The sequence below is a fragment of the Lacicoccus alkaliphilus DSM 16010 genome, assembly GCF_900142805.1.
In the GTDB taxonomy this organism is placed as follows: domain Bacteria; phylum Bacillota; class Bacilli; order Staphylococcales; family Salinicoccaceae; genus Lacicoccus; species Lacicoccus alkaliphilus.
In genome coordinates, this window is the sequence record NZ_FRCF01000010.1 from 30,685 (window position 1) to 49,862 (window position 19,178).

General features: G+C 48.3%; 23 protein-coding genes. 6 read left to right on the forward strand and 17 right to left on the reverse strand.

Annotated elements, in window-relative coordinates:
• Window positions 1–32: 32 nt before the first annotated feature.
• The 3 genes from BUA12_RS10170 to BUA12_RS10180 all read right to left on the reverse strand — a co-directional run bounded on the left by BUA12_RS10170 (window position 33) and on the right by BUA12_RS10180 (window position 2,703).
• Entirely contained in the window at window positions 33–1,256 is a 1,224-nt protein-coding gene (locus tag BUA12_RS10170) for an Nramp family divalent metal transporter (protein ID WP_072710505.1), read from the reverse strand.
• A gap of 43 nt (window positions 1,257–1,299) precedes the next feature.
• Window positions 1,300–2,211, reverse strand: coding sequence for an agmatinase family protein (locus tag BUA12_RS10175; protein WP_072710553.1), 912 nt, complete (start codon window positions 2,209–2,211; stop codon window positions 1,300–1,302).
• A 144-nt stretch (window positions 2,212–2,355) separates the two neighbouring features.
• Entirely contained in the window at window positions 2,356–2,703 is a 348-nt protein-coding gene (locus BUA12_RS10180; protein WP_072710506.1) for a carboxymuconolactone decarboxylase family protein, read from the reverse strand.
• A gap of 138 nt (window positions 2,704–2,841) precedes the next feature.
• Here BUA12_RS10180 and BUA12_RS10185 point away from each other — a divergent pair, with 138 nt between their 5' ends.
• Window positions 2,842–3,216 carry a DUF6176 family protein gene (locus BUA12_RS10185; RefSeq protein ID WP_072710507.1) on the forward strand — a complete coding sequence of 125 codons (375 nt, stop codon included), beginning with the start codon at window positions 2,842–2,844 and terminating at the stop codon, window positions 3,214–3,216.
• A gap of 48 nt (window positions 3,217–3,264) precedes the next feature.
• Here the strand turns inward: BUA12_RS10185 and BUA12_RS10190 are convergent, their stop codons facing one another.
• A complete protein-coding gene (locus BUA12_RS10190; protein WP_072710508.1) occupies window positions 3,265–3,465 on the reverse strand; it encodes a hypothetical protein in 201 nt (66 codons plus the stop codon).
• Between the two features lie 34 nt (window positions 3,466–3,499).
• A complete protein-coding gene (locus BUA12_RS10195) occupies window positions 3,500–4,015 on the reverse strand; it encodes a GNAT family N-acetyltransferase (RefSeq protein WP_072710509.1) in 516 nt (171 codons plus the stop codon).
• A 158-nt stretch (window positions 4,016–4,173) separates the two neighbouring features.
• Between BUA12_RS10195 and BUA12_RS10200 the strand changes: the two genes are divergently transcribed.
• The 3 genes from BUA12_RS10200 to BUA12_RS10210 all read left to right on the forward strand — a co-directional run bounded on the left by BUA12_RS10200 (window position 4,174) and on the right by BUA12_RS10210 (window position 6,670).
• Window positions 4,174–5,181, forward strand: a complete 1,008-nt coding sequence (locus BUA12_RS10200) for an NADH:flavin oxidoreductase/NADH oxidase (RefSeq protein ID WP_072710510.1) — start codon at window positions 4,174–4,176, stop codon at window positions 5,179–5,181.
• A 148-nt stretch (window positions 5,182–5,329) separates the two neighbouring features.
• Entirely contained in the window at window positions 5,330–6,046 is a 717-nt protein-coding gene (locus tag BUA12_RS10205; protein WP_072710511.1) for a TMEM164-related integral membrane acyltransferase, read from the forward strand.
• Window positions 6,047–6,670, forward strand: coding sequence for a hypothetical protein (locus tag BUA12_RS10210; protein WP_072710512.1), 624 nt, complete (start codon window positions 6,047–6,049; stop codon window positions 6,668–6,670). It abuts the gene before it with no gap.
• Between the two features lie 57 nt (window positions 6,671–6,727).
• On the opposite strand, the gene BUA12_RS10215 is transcribed toward BUA12_RS10210, so the two are convergent.
• The 8 genes from BUA12_RS10215 to BUA12_RS10250 all read right to left on the reverse strand — a co-directional run bounded on the left by BUA12_RS10215 (window position 6,728) and on the right by BUA12_RS10250 (window position 13,333).
• A complete protein-coding gene (locus BUA12_RS10215; RefSeq protein ID WP_072710513.1) occupies window positions 6,728–7,573 on the reverse strand; it encodes an aldo/keto reductase in 846 nt (281 codons plus the stop codon).
• A 19-nt stretch (window positions 7,574–7,592) separates the two neighbouring features.
• Window positions 7,593–8,120 (reverse strand): chromate transporter, encoded by a 528-nt coding sequence (locus BUA12_RS10220; RefSeq protein WP_072710514.1) that lies wholly within the window; start codon window positions 8,118–8,120, stop codon window positions 7,593–7,595.
• Complete coding sequence (locus tag BUA12_RS10225; RefSeq protein WP_072710515.1) at window positions 8,117–8,656, reverse strand: chromate transporter; 540 nt, start codon at window positions 8,654–8,656, stop codon at window positions 8,117–8,119. The genes BUA12_RS10220 and BUA12_RS10225 overlap by 4 nt, the downstream gene beginning before the upstream one ends.
• Before the next feature lie 15 nt (window positions 8,657–8,671).
• The gene (locus BUA12_RS10230; RefSeq protein WP_072710516.1) at window positions 8,672–10,261 is read right to left on the reverse strand and encodes a gamma-glutamyltransferase family protein; all 1,590 of its coding nucleotides are present in this window, start codon (window positions 10,259–10,261) and stop codon (window positions 8,672–8,674) included.
• A 74-nt stretch (window positions 10,262–10,335) separates the two neighbouring features.
• Complete coding sequence (locus BUA12_RS10235) at window positions 10,336–11,370, reverse strand: SEC-C metal-binding domain-containing protein (protein ID WP_072710517.1); 1,035 nt, start codon at window positions 11,368–11,370, stop codon at window positions 10,336–10,338.
• Between the two features lie 55 nt (window positions 11,371–11,425).
• Window positions 11,426–12,349 (reverse strand): AEC family transporter, encoded by a 924-nt coding sequence (locus BUA12_RS10240; protein ID WP_072710518.1) that lies wholly within the window; start codon window positions 12,347–12,349, stop codon window positions 11,426–11,428.
• Between the two features lie 19 nt (window positions 12,350–12,368).
• Window positions 12,369–12,653, reverse strand: coding sequence for an AzlD domain-containing protein (locus tag BUA12_RS10245; protein ID WP_072710519.1), 285 nt, complete (start codon window positions 12,651–12,653; stop codon window positions 12,369–12,371).
• Complete coding sequence (locus BUA12_RS10250) at window positions 12,650–13,333, reverse strand: AzlC family ABC transporter permease (RefSeq protein ID WP_143146130.1); 684 nt, start codon at window positions 13,331–13,333, stop codon at window positions 12,650–12,652. The genes BUA12_RS10245 and BUA12_RS10250 overlap by 4 nt, the downstream gene beginning before the upstream one ends.
• 106 nt (window positions 13,334–13,439) lie before the next feature.
• Here BUA12_RS10250 and BUA12_RS10255 point away from each other — a divergent pair, with 106 nt between their 5' ends.
• A complete protein-coding gene (locus tag BUA12_RS10255; protein WP_072710521.1) occupies window positions 13,440–14,294 on the forward strand; it encodes a Cof-type HAD-IIB family hydrolase in 855 nt (284 codons plus the stop codon).
• Window positions 14,295–14,389: 95 nt separating this feature from the next.
• On the opposite strand, the gene BUA12_RS10260 is transcribed toward BUA12_RS10255, so the two are convergent.
• Window positions 14,390–15,031: an alpha/beta hydrolase gene (locus tag BUA12_RS10260; protein ID WP_072710522.1), complete on the reverse strand. Its 642-nt coding sequence runs from the start codon at window positions 15,029–15,031 to the stop codon at window positions 14,390–14,392.
• An 83-nt stretch (window positions 15,032–15,114) separates the two neighbouring features.
• On the opposite strand from BUA12_RS10260, the gene BUA12_RS10265 reads away from it, so the two are divergent.
• Window positions 15,115–16,041, forward strand: coding sequence for a VOC family protein (locus tag BUA12_RS10265; RefSeq protein ID WP_072710523.1), 927 nt, complete (start codon window positions 15,115–15,117; stop codon window positions 16,039–16,041).
• 75 nt (window positions 16,042–16,116) lie between these two features.
• Here the strand turns inward: BUA12_RS10265 and BUA12_RS10270 are convergent, their stop codons facing one another.
• From BUA12_RS10270 to BUA12_RS10280, 3 genes are all read right to left on the reverse strand, one after another.
• Window positions 16,117–16,926: a DUF6612 family protein gene (locus tag BUA12_RS10270; protein ID WP_072710524.1), complete on the reverse strand. Its 810-nt coding sequence runs from the start codon at window positions 16,924–16,926 to the stop codon at window positions 16,117–16,119.
• Between the two features lie 71 nt (window positions 16,927–16,997).
• On the reverse strand, window positions 16,998–17,915 hold the full coding sequence (rarD, locus tag BUA12_RS10275; protein ID WP_072710525.1) for an EamA family transporter RarD: 918 nt from the start codon (window positions 17,913–17,915) through the stop codon (window positions 16,998–17,000).
• 73 nt (window positions 17,916–17,988) lie between these two features.
• Complete coding sequence (locus BUA12_RS10280) at window positions 17,989–19,005, reverse strand: hypothetical protein (protein ID WP_072710526.1); 1,017 nt, start codon at window positions 19,003–19,005, stop codon at window positions 17,989–17,991.
• Between the last annotated feature and the right edge of the window lie 173 nt (window positions 19,006–19,178).

A 19,178-nucleotide genomic window follows, 5' to 3' on the forward strand; every position in this document is an offset into this window, starting at 1 on the left:
ATTCCTCCACTTTATATTAGTCATACATCATATTACTGGAAAAAACTCGTCACTGCATCAATGAAACTGTATAGACCTAAAAATGTCACAACCGCCGTGACGATCCATCCTGCGACATTCAAAGCTGTCGAGTTTTTAAAATCGCCCATCAGACCTTTCTTATTGATTACGATCATTATGAATATTGCGATGAGCGGCAGGATCATTCCATTCAGCGCCTGGGCAATCAATAATACTTCCAACGGCTCGAATCCGAGTGCCGAAGTGATGATGCCGATGATGATTACAAGACTGAAGACCATTTTATATTTCCTGTTCTGGAAACTGCCCTTCCAGCCCATGAAACTGCTGACTGTCGCCGCTGCCCCCATCGGTGAAGCGGTGGCTGAAGAGAAGCCTGCAGCGAACAGGCCGACGCTGATGAATATGGGTGCCCATTCGCCCATCAGCGGCTCAAGCGGTGCAGCAAGTTCAACGATGCTTGTCACTTCCGTGCCCTGGATGAGGGCACCTGCTGTAATCAAGATCGCACCGGTGATCAGACCGCCGACGGTGATGGACAGGATGGTATCGAACCTTGCTTCACCCAGCTGGCTGGTATCCTGCCATTTTTCACTTGCAGTCTGTGCATGTATGAAGAAGTTGTAGGGTACGACCGTGGTCCCGATCAGGGCGATCACCATCAGGGTGGACCCACTTGGAATAGTCGGGATGAAAGCACCCTGCAGCATTTCTAAAACATCCGGACCGGCGACGAACATCGTCGTGATGAATGTGATGCTCATGATGACGATGAAGAATACCATCATCTTTTCTATGATTTTATAGCCGCCTGTCAGAGCCAATATCAATATGATGGCCCCAAGAACCGGTGCAACGATGTTTTCCGGAATATTGAATAAGTATGAAACTCCGAGTGAGGTGCCGAGCAGATCACCGGTGATATAGGCTGCACAACCCACCGCCACTGCAATCATGATGATGTATACCGAGACGAATTTCAGGAGTTTATTGGTGAACAGCTCCCTTATGTTTTCGCCAAGTCCCTGTTTCGTGACGATGCCGATCCTTGCGACCATTTCCTGAAGTATGATTGTCGCCACAATCGCAAAAACAATCGTCCATAACAGTGCGAAGCCGAACCCTGCACCGGCCCTTGTCGCTGTGGTGACGGTGCCCGGCCCGATGAATGATGCCGTGATGATCGCTGCAGGCCCGATGGACCTCAATTTATCCATGATCGTTGATTTTGCCATACTCTCATACCTCTCTTTTTAATAATAAATAGGAGATCACCTCCTATTTATTGTGGTGATCTCCCTGAACGTGACCGGCGAGGACATAAAGCACCGCAGTGGATACGAAATGTGCGGAATTCTGGTTCGCATCCTGCATCGGATACACTTCCACGTAATCCATGCCGCATAGGCCGCGTTTGCCGAATTCATATATCATCGTGAGCAGTTCATATGAATTCAGTCCGTTGCCGTCCACCGGCCCCCCCGGGTTGAATGCAAAATCAAGCACGTCGCTGCAGATTGTCAGATAAACGACATCCACATCCTTTGCCGCCATATCATATATTTCGTTTGCGTACGCTCTCAAATCATCCTGCGCACGTATATCGTTGATCGTTAATGTGACCGCACCCGCCTCTTCAGCCGCTTTCCCGTTTTCAGGTTTGTTGCGCGGGCCTTTGATACCCGTATGGATCATGCTTTCGTTCCTGATGCCCTCTGTTTCGTAAAGGCGCTTGAACGGCGTGCTGCGTGCATACTTGTCCCCTTCGAATTCCTCATTATTGTCGTAGTGGGAATCCAGGTGGATGATGCCCACCTTCTTACCCGTCTTCGTCAGTGATTTAAGGATCGGATAAGTGACGCTGTGGTCACCGCCCAGACCGACCAGGAATTTACCGCTGCTCCAAAGGTCGTCTGCAAATCCCTCAATGTTGTCCACCGTTTCCGGTACGTTATGCGGGTTGACTGCGACATCGCCCACATCCCCGAATGTCAGATGGTCTTCAACGTTGATATGATCGAGTTCAGGAAGATAAGTGCTGTATCTCGCCGAAGAGAGGCGCATCTGTTTCGGGCCGAGCTCCACACCCGTGTAATCTCCCCATGTACTCGAAGCCTCCCATGGTATGCCGTAGAAAATGACATCCGTATCGTACTCACCAGCATCAGTCAGATTTTTTGCACCGAGCATCGGCGGGGTGTTACCGTAAATATTTTTCTCAGCCAAGTCAAAACACTCCTTTGAATTATATATTAATCACATATCCTAATGTGTCATCTGCAAAACTATTATGCCCTGATTTTATGATTAAGTATTCAAAAAAATGCACTTTTCCTACTTTCCTTCAGCCGTTGCCTCATCAAATGCTTCCAACGCTTTACCGCCGTATACCATCCCGGGGCCGCCGCCCATGACGATGGCAACTTCCGCGACTTCCGCGATCTCCTGCCTCGTGGCCCCGAGTGCCACCAGTTTATTGATATGGTTCCCGATGCATCCTTCGCACTTATCCGCGATCGCATATGTCAAAGCGACAATTTCTTTCGTCTTTTTATCCAGTGCACCTTCAGCATATGCTGAATTCTGCAGTTTTTTATATTCCCTCATCGTTTCGGGGACCATTTCCTGTATCCGTTTCGTATTTGCCTGTGCACGGGTGTTAAGCGCTTTCCAAGAGTTCATCCGATCACCTTTCCTGACTTTTATTTTCTAAAATAATTTTACATGTCAAATATAACAATGTAATATCAAAAAGGGAATTGACAAAGCTTTTATATGATGTATGATGGGGAAAGTGAAATGGGAAAGGGAGGCTTGAAAATGCAGGTGGAGTTGACGAAGTTCCGTATAAAACGGGACAAAAGCGAATTAGTGGATGAGTGGATGGAGTTCCTGAAACAAAATATGCAGGATGCACTGCTTTCACTGGACGGTGAAAAAATGTTCGTGGAAACGATCATGCGGGATACCATAGGTGATCGTGAGTATCTTTACTGGTATTCAATTCAAGCCGATGACGGCGAAACGAATTCCCGGGCTGCCGACTGTGTGGACCGCAGGCATATCGAATATTGGAACAAATGCATCGATAAGGCATACCGTCCGAAGAACCTGAAAAATGAAGTCGTCATGATCCCGAGACGTCTCAAAGAATATATGAACACTTTGGAAAAAGAAGAACCCGTAGAAGTTTAATGAAGAAAAGGCACCAATCCTCCGGAGGATTGGTGCCTTTTTCACTCTTCAACCATTTTCATCTCTGCCCCTACCGGACGGCCTTATAAAGTTCAGATATAGCCATCCGAACAGGGCGACCAAAGAAATGATCAATATGACGCTTGCAGCAAAATTGAATGCAAAGCTGTCGGGGAAGAACCCTATCCCTGTGAAAATGAGTAGGAATCCCAGCAACACTCCGCCGCCGATCAATAAAATTGGTTTCATAGCACTCATCCTTAAAACTTTTTTTAAATCTTTCTCAAGTATCCTGCCTGACGAACCTGGCCATTTGAATCAAATCTGTATAGCCATCCTTCAATTTGACCTGGTCTTTCTGCCTGCCTTCCTGAACGAAGCCAAGCCTCTCATAAAACCGTATTGCACCTTCGTTATTGGCAAATACATCCAATATGATCTTCTCAAGGACAGGACTTTCTTCTGCGTGCCTGATTGCGTGTTCAATCAATTCAGTGCCGATGCCATGGCCGGCATACTCAGGCTGGAGACTGACACCGAACTGACAGACATGTCCGAACTTTTTACGGTCGAGCTGCCTCAAATTCAGGATGCCCACTATACGGCCTTCCACCTCTACAACAAGTCCCAGATCCTCCTTTTTCAAAGAAGCGATGTTATCCTCCTGCTTTTCCAAAGGAATGCCTTTATCTTCAATTGGAGTGGCGAGTGTGTCCGGGTATTTTTCAGTGACAATTTCTTTGTGTTCGATAATCTGTTCCGCATCTTCAAGTTCAGGTTTTCTGATAATGTAATCCATTGCCTACGCCCCTATACTATTGTACTATCATATCAATTTTATCATGTGAATAATTTTTTACAATTTAAGTGTTTGGATCTTCCATTGCAAAAAAGTGGACATTAAAATTAGACTCGTCCACAATAAAAACATCAAGTATGATTTGGAGGAATTTTTAAATGTCAGTTTTTGAACCTTATAAGATCAAAAACCTCGAATTGAAAAATAAAATCGTCATGGCCCCCATGTGCCAATACAGTGCCAAAGACGGTATACCGAACTATTGGCATACTACGCACTACGTCTCCCGTGCCGTCGGCGGTGTCGGCCTGGTCATGGTGGAAATGACGAACGTCGAGCCTGACGGCCGTATTACGGACAACTGCCTCGGCATCTGGTCAGATGGTCATGTACCCCATTATAAACGCCTTGTGGATGCCGTACATAGGAATGGTGCAAAAATCGGCATACAGATTGCGCATGCAGGCAGGAAAGCGGAAGATGCCGAAGAACCGGTTTCATCCAGCCCGGTCGCATACAGTGATGAATATAAAGTGCCGCATGAATTGACGGAAGAGGAAGCTGAATCAGTCATTGAAAATTACCGTCAGGGCGCGAGACGTGCCGTCGAAGCAGGGTTCGACACGATAGAAATCCACGGTGCCCATGGCTATCTGATCCACCAGTTCGCCTCCCCCCGTACGAATCAGAGGAATGATGAATACGGGCAGGCGTTTAGTTTATTCGGTGTCAGGGTCATCCAGGCAGTCAAAAAAGAGCTGCCTGAAGATATGCCGCTCCTGATGAGGATTTCTTCCAAAGAGTTCGCAGAAGGCGGATACGACCTGGATCACGGCGTCCATCTGGCCAGAAAGTTCAAAGAAGCCGGCGTTGATATGATCCATGTATCCGCCGGCGGTGAAGGCACACCTTCAAAAGACCGGTTCGAAGGCGCCTATCCGGGTTATATGCTCCCGTTCGCAAAACGCATCAAAGAAGAAGCCGGCATCCCGGTCATCGCTGTCGGCCTGCTCGATGCGCTTGAAAACGCCGAACGTGCAATAACAGAATATGATGCGGACCTCGTGGCACTCGGCCGTGTACTCCTGCGTGACCCTCACTGGGTGCTGAACAATGATCCCGATAAGAAATTTGTGCCGCGTCAGTATGAAAGAGGTTATAACTGAAGATGAAAGGATGCATTTCAGCTGAGATGCATCCTTTCATCTTTTCATCTTATTCCCTGAATGGTCCTCCCCCTCTGATTAATTGTAAAGTCACCCCCGAATCATTTATTCTTTAATTAACATACTTCATGGGAAATGAGGTCTCTTTATGGACAGAGTGATAAATCCTGCCGAGCCGTTTGTAGTACCCGGCGATCTCAGCTACTTTTCATATCTCGCTTTACTGGCATTTTGTTTTTATGTGATATACCGGATGAGATTCAGGATTTCAGGGAAGACGTACAAAGTCCTGTTTGTTTTTCTGATCATCTCGATATTCCAGAGGGTCCTGATCAACACCTGGTATCTGATCAATGACGACTATTCACTCGCCTATTCACTGCCCTTTCAAATATGCCGGGTGGTCATCTGGCTGATCATCATCCAGTACTTTGTCAGAAAAGACTTTTTAAACCAGGCCATCTTTTATATCGGCCTGTTTGCGTATGCAGCTTTCCTTTATCCGATCGGCATCCACCCTGTGTGGCATATGGCGGGATGGGCTTTCTTCATTCTTCATGCTTCAAATGTGCTCTTCCCTTTCGCAATGTATTATGCCGCCGGATTTGTGCCGAGCCTGAAAGGCGTTTTCCAGGCATACCTCATATTCGCCGTCTACTTCTTTTTCGTATATTTTCTGAACCCTGTGGTGGGCGGCAATTATTTTTTCATCAACAACCGTCCGTTTTTCCATGAGATGAGCGAGGCAATGTATGTTACTGTAAACTTAGCCGGCACACTCATCGGATTCCTCACCGTGTATTACATCATCCGGCTGCTCACAAAATTCAGGAAAGATATAACGGTTAAGACAGGAGATTTATAATTGATTGACAATACTGAAAAACTGAACCCTCTGAGTTACTTTTATTTGAGTTTAATATTCCCGAACCGTGCCTTGAACCACAAGAAGGCCGCATCACCGCAGGTGAGCGTGCTGATCAGCACACTGCCTGTGATCTTATTCCTTATACTTGGGCTGTTTCCGTTTTATACAGTTTTTGAAGCAGGATTCGGCGACGGCACCTTCATCATTACGTCCGGAGTCATTGCTTTAATATACCTCTGGGCATTTTATGCTGCAGGCTTCCTTGTATTTCATTTCATGAATAAAAAAATGCTGAAGCAGCCGAAAAGCCTGCTTAAACTGCTGCACGACTATGGCGTGCTGGCTTTGCTGACACAGTCCCTCCTCGTCCTCATTGCAGCATTCATTCTTGTGCTGCACCTGATACCCGGAGATGCTTCCATCGCATTTGTGGTGACCATCCCGTCAATCATATTGGTGATGTTCGCCTACCTGGCCTTTGCGATATTCATCTTTGGAAAATACTTGATTAAAGAGGAAAACAAAAGGGCGATACAGTGGATTCTGGTATTCATCACACTCCAGCTGTCGGTCGCATTCATCTTCCTCGTACTGCCGCTGCTCTTCCTGCGGTTCAGCTGATGGACGACGTACAGAAGAAACCCCGCCGGACTTTTTAAGTCGGGCGGGGTTTTCAATTCAGTCTCCAAATGTCTCAAGTGTGACTTTATCCGGATCTTTGCCCACACGTTCATGCCGGTTGAGTGCGGTGATTTCCCCGACTTCTTCTTCTGTCAGGGTGAAATCGAATATACTCCCGTTTTCCCTGACCCTGTCACGGCTCACCGATTTGGGTATGGTCGAAACGCCGGTCTGGACATCCCATCTCAAGATGATCTGGGCCGGCGTCCTGCCGTACTTCTCCGACAAACTGAGGATCAGCGGTTCATCGAACATGCGGCCGCGCTTCAACGGCGACCATGCTTCGAGCAGTATGTCATGCGCCTCACAGAACTTTTTCAATTCAGGCTGGGCAAGATGCGGATGGTACTCGACCTGATTCAGCATCGGCTTGATATCGCACTCATTGAAAATATCCTGAAGATGGTGGGGATTGAAGTTGCTCACACCGATTGCACGGGCCCTTCCCTCTTCATATATCTTTTCCAGTGCTTTCCATGTCTCCACATACGTCCCCGGCATTGGCCAGTGGATCAGATAAAGATCGACGTAATCCATATCGAGCGCCTCTAGGCTTTCATCAAATGCCTTCAATGTTTTTTCGTAACCCTGGTCGGTATTCCACACCTTTGTGGTGACGAAGATATCTTCCCTTGGCACACCGGATTTCTTAATCGCCTTGCCGACACCTTTTTCATTTTTATAGACCTTTGCGGTATCAATATGACGGTATCCGAATTCAAGTGCACTTGTAACAGCTGTTTCAAGTTCCGTTTCATCGACGTTCTTATAGACGCCGAGTCCCATCACGGGGATTTCGACACCATTCGCAAGCGTATAAACATCCTGTATCGATTTTGCCATATCTAATCACCTCTTATATTTATAACAACAACGCGCCGTAAATCAGCCCGAATAAAATCACCAGTGCCGGGTGGACCTTGAATTTTGTGAGCATCAGGAAGCTCGCAATGATCAGCACGATTGTATGGACGGCACCGGACTGGATGAAAGCACCGCTGAAGAAATCGTATGCGATGACACCGAGCAGGATGGCCACGACCGGCCTGACGAACAGCGTCAATGTTTCAAATTTTTTAGTGCCTTTCAGCTTGTACAACACCCCCGCAAGAAATACCATCAGCAGCAGGGACGGCAGTACGGCAGCGGTCACCGCAATGATGGCACCGGGTACACCGCCGACCATGAACCCGATGTATCCGGCCATCTTGGTGATGATCGGTCCGGGCAGGGCGTTGCCGAGCGCCAGCACTTCGGCAAACTCCTGCGAGTCCATCCACCCGTAGTTCTGCACGACTTCCTGTTCCACCAGCGGGATGGAGGCAGGTCCGCCGCCGTAGCCGAGTATGCCGGGGATGAAGAATGCCAAAAATATTTGGAAGTATATCATATTTTCCTCCCCTCTTTCCTGAACAGGCTGAAGATGATGATCGCTGCAATGATGATCGCCGGATGGATATCGAGCGGCACCAGCAATATCAGGGCCGCGATGGTGAAGAGGATGAGGAACGGCCAGGTGGTTTTCGCTTTGGCTTTGCTCAGGAAATCATAAGTCAGCATCGCCATCATCACGCCGACGACCGGCAGGACGCCCCTGCTCATCCCCTGCACCCACGCCAGGTCTTTGAATTCCACAAACAGCGTCAACAGTATGATCATCAGGAATATCGTCGGGACGATCGTCGCAAGTACGGCATTGACGAGGCCCAGCCAGCCGCTTTTTATGTAACCGATATAGCCTGCCAGTTTTGTCGCGATCGGGCCGGGCAGAGTGTTGCCGATCGCCAGCATGTCCTGGAATTCCTCGTCCGTCATCCATTTATGAATGTCCACGACTTCTGCCTTGATTAAAGGGATGGAGGCCGGCCCGCCGCCATAGCCCAGCATCCCCACCTTGAAAAATATCCAAAATATCTTCAACTGCATTTATAATCACTTCTTCTAATAGATTGAAATGGATCCATCGGTTCTTGACTCGGTGCCGCCGACATAAGAACCGTTGGCCTGTCTGATGATCGCCTGCCCACGGCCGAAATGATTCGGCTCAAGGCTGATGTTCACCTGGTGACCTCTTCTGTTCAGTTCACGTGCAACATCCATCGGGAAGCGGTCTTCAACATCGACCCGCATGCCCGAAATGAACTGCCACCTCGGTGCATCCAGGGCACTTTGCGGGTTCATGCCATGATCAATCAGGTTCATCGCGACCTGCAGGTGGCCCTGCGGCTGCATGAATCCACCCATCACACCGAACGGCCCGACAGGCTGCCCGTCTTTTGTGATGAAGCCCGGGATGATCGTATGGAATGATTTCTTGCGTGCGCCGATGAAGTTCGGGTGCGCCCCATCCATCGAGAAATTGTGCCCCCTGTTCTGAAGTGCGATGCCCGTCCCCGGCACAACGACGCCCGACCCGAATCCCATATAGTTGCTCTGGATATATGACACCATGTTGCCGTCTTGATCCGCAGTGGCCAGGTAGACCGTACCGCCTTTCGGCAATTCACCATGCGCCCTTTCTTCTGCATGCGCTTCGATTTCCGCACGGCGCGCTTTCAGGTATGCGTCATCCAGCAGATCATCTGCAGACACTTCCATATGCTCCGGATCTGAAACATATGTCGTGGTGTCACTGAACGCAAGCTTCATTGCTTCAATCTGATGATGGTAATACAGGCCGTCCCTTTCAGAGAATCCATCACCCTTCAGCATGCCGAGCGCCATCAATGCGGCAATACCCTGGCCGTTTGGCGGAATTTCATGGATGTCATGCCCTTTGTAGTTGATGCTGATTGGCTTTACATACTCCACTTCATATGACTTCAGATCATCATGTGTGATGAGTCCGCCGGTTTCTTCGGCGTATTTCACTATTTTTTCAGCCAGCTCCCCTTCATAAAAAGAGCGGGCATTCGTATGTGCAATCTTTTCCAGAGTGTCCGCGTGGGCCGGTAAAGTTTTCACATCTCCCGCCTCCACTTCCCCGAAGACTTCAAACCAGTGTTTGATTTCCGGGAATTCCGCCACTTCCTTTTCGAATCTTTTAAATGCTGCCTGCCAAAACCTGGCGACCGTAGGTGTGATGACATATCCTTCCCGGGCGGCACGGATTGCCGGTGCGAGCACCGCTTTCAATGTGAGTCTGCCGAACTTCTCAATCAGGTCTGCCCATGCAGCCGGAACCCCCGGCACGTTGACAGGCAGCCATCCGTATGTGGGCATTTCATCAAAGCCATGTGCTTTCAGTGAGGCCATCGATAATTTTTCCGACGAATGACCGCTCGCATTCATGCCATGGAGCTCCCCGTTCATCCAGGCAATCATGAAAGCATCACCCCCGATGCCGTTGCTCGTCGGTTCCACGACCGTGAGGGTGGCGGCGGTCGCCACTGCGGCATCCATTGCGTTGCCGCCCTGTTTCAGCATCTCGGTGCCCGCTTCGGTCGCCAGCGGATGAGTTGTGGCCACCATTCCGTTTTTCGCGTATACACTGTAGCGACTGTTCTGGTACGGATAGTTGTGATGTTTCATAAAATCCCCTTATTTATATTATTTTGAAAATTCATCTCAATGATTCACCCTGCATTACACAGGGTGGACTGCTGCTAGGCGCCGCAGCATTTCTTATATTTTTTGCCGCTGCCGCACGGGCACGGATCGTTGCGGCCGACCTTCACTTCTTTGACGATCGTCTTCGTCTTGAGTTCCGACTCCTTATGACCCCGGTATTTGAAGTGGCGCGTGTTTTCCACGATGCCTGCAACATTGTCGAAAAATTCCCGTTGGTCGTTGACGTTACTGAATTCGACATTCAGGGACATCAGATATTTGATGATTTCATCCTGTTTCTCGCCGCGCATGATGAGTTGCAGAAGCGAGATATAGATGCTTTCATGCTTTGATTTCGGGACATCCACGTTCTTTTTAATCCATTCCTTCAGATTCTTATGGTTTGAAGATTCATCGATATAGTTCGGATCGCTGAACTTGATGAATTTACCGAATTCGGGTTCATAATACGGTCTGTCACCCTGTAGTTTCCTGACCATTTCATACTGGGCATAATTCATATCATCGATGACGATCTGCGCCTTGTCCTCATCTATTGAAATATCATAAGGTGAGCCTTCGAGGAAGTCGACCAGCTCTTTCGAAGTCACATCCTCATCATAATATTTTTTGAATAAATGGATCAGCTGCTCGAAACTTACTATGCCATAAAGATGAAGCGCCGCCCTGATCAGGTTCAGTCTCCTCTGAACTTCGAGGCGCGCTTCCATATTCTCTATCGTGTCCACTTCATTGTAAAGTTCGACCACGGTATCCGTAAGATAGAAATGATCCTCTTTCTCCGTATCTTCAAAAGCGTACCCCATGATGTACAGGCCGAAAATCTCTTCCAACGAATAGTCCGCTTCATTCTTTTTCGTCTCCGCAGCCTGTTTCCATGTACTGAATGAAGCTTCATCAATATATTTATAAGCATAAAGTGCCGTTTCCGGCTGCTTCTGTGTTGCTGTGATCTCTTTGATCAAATCATCTTTTTTAAAAGTAGAATAATTTTTAACCGATATCGTCTTAGCCAATCTCTTCAAATCATTCATGTTATATGCCTTTAACTTTTCTTCTGCATTCGTCATGAAAGATTCACCTCCACATACTATTTCATATTTTCATTTTATCATATACAAAGTGTCAAAATATATTCAAAGCTATATAGATCACCACCGGTACAGTGATGACACTGAACAATGTGCTGAACATCACAATTTCAGCAGCATATTCCGGATCATCACTGTACTGCTGGGCAATGATTGAGCTGTTCACAGCTGCAGGCATCGCGGTGGTGATCAGGATCGCCTGGGCAACCACTCCATCCAGCCTGAAGAGAAGCAGAAGAAGGATCGTCAGGGCGGGGCCTGCAACGAGCCTCATCGCACTCGCAATGATTGAGCTCACCCGGATGCGCCTGAAAGAGATGCCCGCTATCTGGGATCCGAGTATGAACAGGACTGTCCCTATCATCGCATCCCTGACGTAATCAAACGCGCTGTAGAGGGATCCGGGTATGCCGATATCGAAAAAGTTGAATATCAGACCCAATATCAATCCGTAGAATATCGGCATCTTAAAATATCCCAGCAACGCTTTCAATTTACCCGACTCGGCTGATCTGAGTGAAACGACGCCGTACGAATAGGCAAACATGTTCTGGAAAAACACCATCATGATCTGGATGCTCATCGCGTACGGGTCACTCCTGAAGACGAGGTCATTGACCGGCACCCCGTAATTCCCTGCGTTATAGAAAAGGTTGGAGTTCGTAAACAGTATCTTATGTCCATAATCCAGCCCCATCGCCCTTCCGGCAAGATATGTAAGGACGAAAGTCAGCGCAGCATACAATATTAAAAATAGTAATACATAAATCAGCAATGCAAAGTCGATGTCAGCATCGAATATGTTCATGAAGATGAACACGGGCATGATATAGTTGATCATCAATTTTGCGAGTGTCACACGATCCAGATTGAACCTCAGCTGAACTACATAGCCGATGACGACGATGATGGCGATGGGGAGCATCACATTGTTGAAAACGAATAGGAATTCCGACATGACTGTTACTCCTCACTGTTTATATTAGGAAGTACACAAAGACGATCGCTCCGGATACGATAAAGAACAACGGGACTCTGAAGAGGGCCAGGATCATTGCAAAAAGTCCGCCTAGAATGCCCTGCACGGGAGTTTCCACGGCACTCAGAAGCCCCGGGAAAATCAAGACCCCGAGTGCTGCATAGGGAATATAATTCAGCAGAGTGATCAGCCACTGAGGAAAATTGAGGCCCCCGACCAGGAATGCGGGCATTATCCGTGTGATGATCGTCGCCAGAAATAAGGCGAAGATGAGCATGATCATACTTTATCCCCCCTTTTTTCCAGAACAAGACCGAACATCGCCGCAAGCACCATGGCGAGGATGATGGCTATTCCTGATGGTATGAACTCCATTGCCGTGAAGACAAAATGCAGTATCATGCCGAGCACGGCAACCAGCAGATATTTATAATGCGTACGGATCGCGGGAACGAGCAGTGCTATGAACAGGGCGTACAAAGCGATGCCGCTTGCCGCCACCCATTCCTCACTCATGATTTCCCCGGCCATATAACCGACGACAGAAAAAGCGACCCAGAATATGTATGCTGTAATGAAAATGATGAGGTAATTCCTGAAATTTTTACGATCTTCTCCAATGCCTGCGGAAAGCGCAAATGATTCGTCGGTGACGTACGCTGAAATCAGCAGCTTCTTCCACAGCGCTTCCTGCTGCAAATCGTAGTTGATCTTAAAAGACATGACGAAATGCCTGGAGTTGAGTACAAATACGGCGATGATGATGGCCGCCGCACTGCTCGAGGCAGACAACATCTGGAGTGCAAGGAACTGGCTCGCTCCCCCGAAGACCATGAAACTCATAAGGAATGTTTCAAGCCCGGTGAGCAGCGGTTTCGCTGTGATTCCAAAAGCCATCGCAACCGGCAGGTACCCGAGGCCGATCGTCAGCCCGTCCATCAAAGACTTTCTGTAAATATTCAATTCATCCACTCACCCCGCTTGATATAATTAACAAACAGTTTAACATATTTGGTATAGTCTATTTAACATATAATTTTGTTTACTATATTATTTAGGAGAAATATTTATGAAGGCAATCGCTTTGGATATGGACGGTACGATATTGAACAACCGCGGGGAGTTCACTCCACGACTGGTCGAAACTTTAAAGAAAGTGCATGAAAAAGGCATTCTGGTCTTTTTTGCGACAGGCAGGACGAAAGGTGCAATCTTAAGGGTCACCCCTGACGACGTGCCTCTTTCAGGGTTCGTTGCAGCAAGCGGGATGAGCATATACAATCTTGAAGGAGAGGTGTACAAAAGAATCGCCAGTTATCATTTCGACCGGGCGGTCGTGGAAGAAGTGCTGGCGGCAGCACGTGAGCGGGAGATCTACTACGAGTCCTATACTGCGGAAAGCAGCTCGAAAACGCTGAAAATTGATTATGGCTACAGTGCCCGCGACATCGGTGGACCGAAACCGGAAGGATTGCTGGACTATGAACACACCCTGCTTCTTAAGGCGCTGGAAAATGATTCACAGTGGGTCGATGAATTGAATATGGATGAGATATTAAAGATTTTCTTCATCTCGAAGCATGTTGAGAAGATAGATGCATGGTTCGACTACTTGAATGCGGAAAAGGAGCGGCTTGGGTTTGCCCTCTACAAGACAAGCAGGCATAACACCGAAATCATGCTCGGCGGCAAAGATAAGGGCACCGGACTTGAAACGCTGGTCAAGGAATACGGCATTTCCACAGAGGACGTGCATGCCATCGGCGACTCGATGAATGACCTGCCTTTATTCGAAGTCGCCGGAAGAAATACCGCGATGCAGAACAGTGTCGAGTCGGTGATCACCGCTGCCGACGATATTACAGCATTCAGCTGTGATGAAGACGGGCTTGCAAAATACCTTGAAGAAACCTACTTAAAATAAAGGACAGGCATAGTGCCTGTCCTTTATTTTAAGTTTTATGGCCGTCCTCTGCCCGGACTCGTCAATCACCTCCATATATCCCCGCTCCTTTGTTTTCATCCCTCCAGTTTCCCAAATTCATCCTCGACTTCCCGTTTCAATCCGAGAAACCAGACATGCCCTTCCATCAGCTCATCCGGGACGATTTCATGTCCGCCGTCGGTCAGCTTCACTTCGGCGATGGCCCCTTTCAGTTCAAATGCCTTTTTCAATTGATAAGCTTCCCCTGCTGTGGTCACCATGTCCCTCGCCCCTGCGGTCAGCAGGACATTCGTTCTCGTCAAATCCACTTTTTTGATCTGCTCACTTCTGTAGCCACTGTGGAGGAGCATGGCGCCGAGGGCATATAAATCATAATTCAAAAGCAGGTGCGCCGCCATATTTGCACCGTTGGAATAACCGATGAAAATTGATTTGCGGAGGTCAAAGCCATAATCCTTTTCGCACTCCAGCAGTTTGTCATACAGCCGCCTGCCTTCCTCAGCGAGGTTATCTTCATCGACTTCTTTGGGACTGAGCCTTTTAAAAAACCTTGTCCGACCATTTTCGTCGACATTTCCGCGGAAACTCAACACATTGGCGTTGGCATCCACCGTTGCCGCAACATCCAGCAGATCGGTCTCACGCCCCCCCGTCCCGTGAAGCAGGATGATCGTATAGGGGCTTTCATTCTTCCCTTTTATAAACAGATGTTCCATCGTCCACACCTTCTTAAATTAGAGTTCTCTTCAGCCATAATATATAATAAATGTAACATACTTTACGTGAAGGGGAGATATTCGTGCCAGTTCAAGGAATACATCATGTCTCTGCGATTACAAAAGAAGTTTTGGATAATCATGATTTTTATACTCAAATACTGGGGCTGAGGCTCGTCAAAAAGACCGTGAATCAGGATGACACAGCCATGTATCATTTATTTTACGGTGACTATGAAGGGACCCCGGGAACCGATATCACCTTCTTCGAAATCAGCGGGTCATCAAAATTCCAGCCCGGCACCAATTCCATTTCAAGGACCATCTTCAGGGTGCCCACCCGGGAAGCGCTGGAATACTTCAAAGGGAGGCTGCGTGAAAAAGGCGTCCATACCGGCGGCATCACAGATCGGGCCGGCCGACCTTATATGAACTTCTCCGACCTTGAAGGTCAGCGGCTTGCGTTGATCGTCGATGATCAATACGTTGCATCCGAACCGTTCGCCGGCGGCGGGATACCTGAGGAATATGCCATCACCGGGATCAAAGCTGTTGAAATCACCGTCCAATACTTGAAGCCGATGGTCTTATTTTTGGAGATGCTCGGGGGAGATGTTCAAGGCGGATGGTCGGATGAATCAGAGGAAGTGGAAGTGAGGTTCGGCTCCGATTCCATCTTCGTCACCGAGAGCCGGTCATCTTCGATAGAGAAGGAAGGATACGGCAGTGTGCACCACTTTGCCCTCCGCGTGCCTGATGAAACGGCGCTGGAAGAGGTCCTCGATATCGTGAACGCTGAAAAATGGCGGAACTCCGGCATCGTCGATCGTTTTTATTTCAAATCCATATATATAAAATCCATCGGGAACCTCACCATCGAGATTGCAACCGACACGCCCGGGTTCACTGTGGATGAACGTCCGGAAGCGCTCGGTGAATCATTGTCGCTGCCCCCGGAGCTTGAAAAGGACAGGGACTTCATTGAGCTTTATTCTTTACCGATCAATTAATCGTATAAAACCGCCTGTTCATTCCATTGAACGCCGAAAACCGGACGGATTCAAATGAATCCGTCCGGTTTTCTGTTAATTTTCAATGCCTTCAGGCAATTCAATCGCATCCACCTCATTGAAGTTCATGAACGCGACATCGCCGGATAATGAATATTCGCCATACTCGTCTTCTCCGGATGCTTCATAGTCGATGGACTGCAGCAGATAATCATCTTTATCGACCGCGACCCTCAGGTCACTGTGGACATTCGACGTGTCCATTGTACCGAAGCCGAAGCCGAGCAGATCTTCAAATTCCTGAAAGACCGCCTGGTTCGTGCCTTCATAGGTGAAAATATACGCTCCGTCCTTTTCTTCCTGCCTCAGATTTCCGGATAGGTTTTCGAGGGAGTTGACCGTACTTTCATATGTGACCAAAAATAAACTCTCGATGTTCATGGATTCTGTCGTCTCCACCCAGTCCTCGCCGGTGTAAATATATATTTCCCCGTCTTTTGCAACAGTCCTTGCTTCATTATTGGATTTCAGCAGTAAATCCGGCGGGTCCCCGTCCTGGAAAGCCGCTTCGGCATTTAAAGCGTAGGGCGATCCGTCAACTGCGCCTTCCAGATCGATAATCGCTTCATAACTGCCCACTTCGCCTGCTTTTTCAATAATGCGGTCAATCGTTTCTTCATCGGCACCCCCTGAAGCATCCTCTTCTGTTGCAGTTTCTTCAGCGGCTTCACCCGGGTCGTCCCCGGTCTCCTGTGACTCATGCTCACTCTCCATAGTCTGATTCCCGGATTGTTCATCCGCCGACTCTCCATCGTCACCCCGGCATGCAGCTGTCACAACCGAGAAAAGCAATAGTGATATTAAAGTATATTTTTTAGTCATCATCAGTATTTAACCCCTCAAGCCTAATCTCTATAAAATGATACCACGCATGATATTTTTTAACTAATGATATGCTAATTCCCGACCCTTCTGCGGGCCTCCCTCCTATTCTCATCCCTCATCGTAAAATATCTGTTGAGGCTGTAAAGTATCAGACCGCCCCAGATGAATATATACGCGATCTGGTGCACACGGGTGAAAGTTTCATCATACATGAAAACGCCGATGATCAGCATGAGGGTGGGTGCAAAATACTGGAGGAACCCTATGAGGGACAATCTTATTTTCTGCACCCCGAGGCTGAAGAGCAGCAGCGGAATGACAGTGGCGATCCCAGAGCCGATCATCCAAAGGCTCGCAGTATTGATGCCGAAATCCCCGGTGCCCGAAACACCGATGTATATGATGTAGACCAGCGCGAACGGGGCCAGGACAAACGTCTCCACCGCCATGGCATACACCGCATCCAGATTGATCGTCTTCTTGATCAGACCGTACAGACTGAAACTGAGGGCAAGGACAAAAGATATCCACGGTGCAGACCCGAGCCCCACAGCCAGATAGAACACTCCGACGGAGACGAGGATTATCGCCACCCACCCCACTCTGGAAAACTTTTCACCCAGGATGATGAAGCCGAGTAAGACACTTATCAGAGGGTTTATGTAATAACCGAGACTCGCATCAAGTATGTGCCCGGTCTGGACTGCAATGATGAATATGAGCCAGTTCGTGGTGATCGTGGCCGATGCAAGAAACAAGGCGGCGACCTTCTTTTTATTGCTGAAGATGAACTTCAGGTCTTCCCTGAAAAACCGCCACCTGCCTGCAGCCAGTATAAATAGAATCATAAAGACAAAAGACCATAATATACGGTGGGCGATGATTTCATATGAGGAGACCTCTTCGATCTGCTTCCAGTAGATCGGCAGGAAACCCCAGATGACATACGCGCCCAAAGCGAACAATATGCCTTTTTTACTATTGCTCAATTCAACATCACTCCTGTAATTTCAACTGATTCGACCAAAAAAGCCCGGCTCATCGCCGGGCGCCTTCTCGAAATCATGGATGCCTTCCATCCAGCGGTTCCAGTTCATCAGGATGTTCCTCAAGTCTCCCCCTGTCCACACTGGCGCGGGAGGCTTCCCGCGCCCTCAAGTCCAGTTCATGGCGACCTTCAAAATAATAAGCAACAACCGAACCGACGATCACATACATCACATAAATGTAGACGCCAAGGATGATGAAACCTGCAGCGAGCAGTATCAGTACAAACAATACACCGCTGTCAGCCGCACCCAGGGCGAGACTGCCGATCAATGCCGCTGAAATCACTGCTATGACCTGCAGCACCGTGACACCGATCAGCAGCAGGACGTTGCTGAAGAACAGCTTCATGAGACTCTGCCCGGTCTGGAACATGACCTTGAAGGCGATTGTAAACTTATCAAATGTCGGGATATGCGGCTGATCCACATAGACCAGATACAATAGGAGCATATAGATCATCAGGAGTATAAATGGTATATACATCAGGAAGACCACCAGCAGATTGAGGGTGACCATCAGTATGACGAGGCCGATTTGTCCCGTGACCATCGCAGCCGATGCTTCGAGCCCCTCATAGGACATGCCGCCGAACGCGGCGGAAAACGGCAGATTGATCGCCGTAAGTACAAGCTGCATCAGCATGCTGATCGCGAAATTAATGACCAGGTATGCGATGATCACAAGGATGGTCAGCTTGACAGCCTTGCCGTACCTGCCCTCTTTGAAGACGAAGAACAGATCGGAAAACCCGTAACTTTCGCCCACATATGCCGATGTGAAAAACTTGATGATGCCGATGCTCAGAGGATAGATGACGAAGACGCCGAACAGGAATAATAAAAAGAAAACAATGAACGCATACAATATTGCCCACGTGCCTTCACTTATCGCAAACAATGGCACCAGGGCAATCAGCATGACCGCGAAAAATGAAACCGTCATCACGATGCCTGCAAGTATCGTCAAGCCGATGACCTTTCCCGCCTGCCCTTCTGCATTCCTTCTGAATAATGACTGGTATTGGAACACCCAATTCACTCCCCCGTGTTGATTTATTATAAGGATACCATTCCTGAGTGATATGTGCGATATCTGCCGCAATTGACAGAGGTAGGATTCGTTGAACGGCATGTCCAAACATGATAAACTCTTTCTGCAGCAAAGTAGTACAGCATGCTCAACTACATGAAGGGGGAAAACCG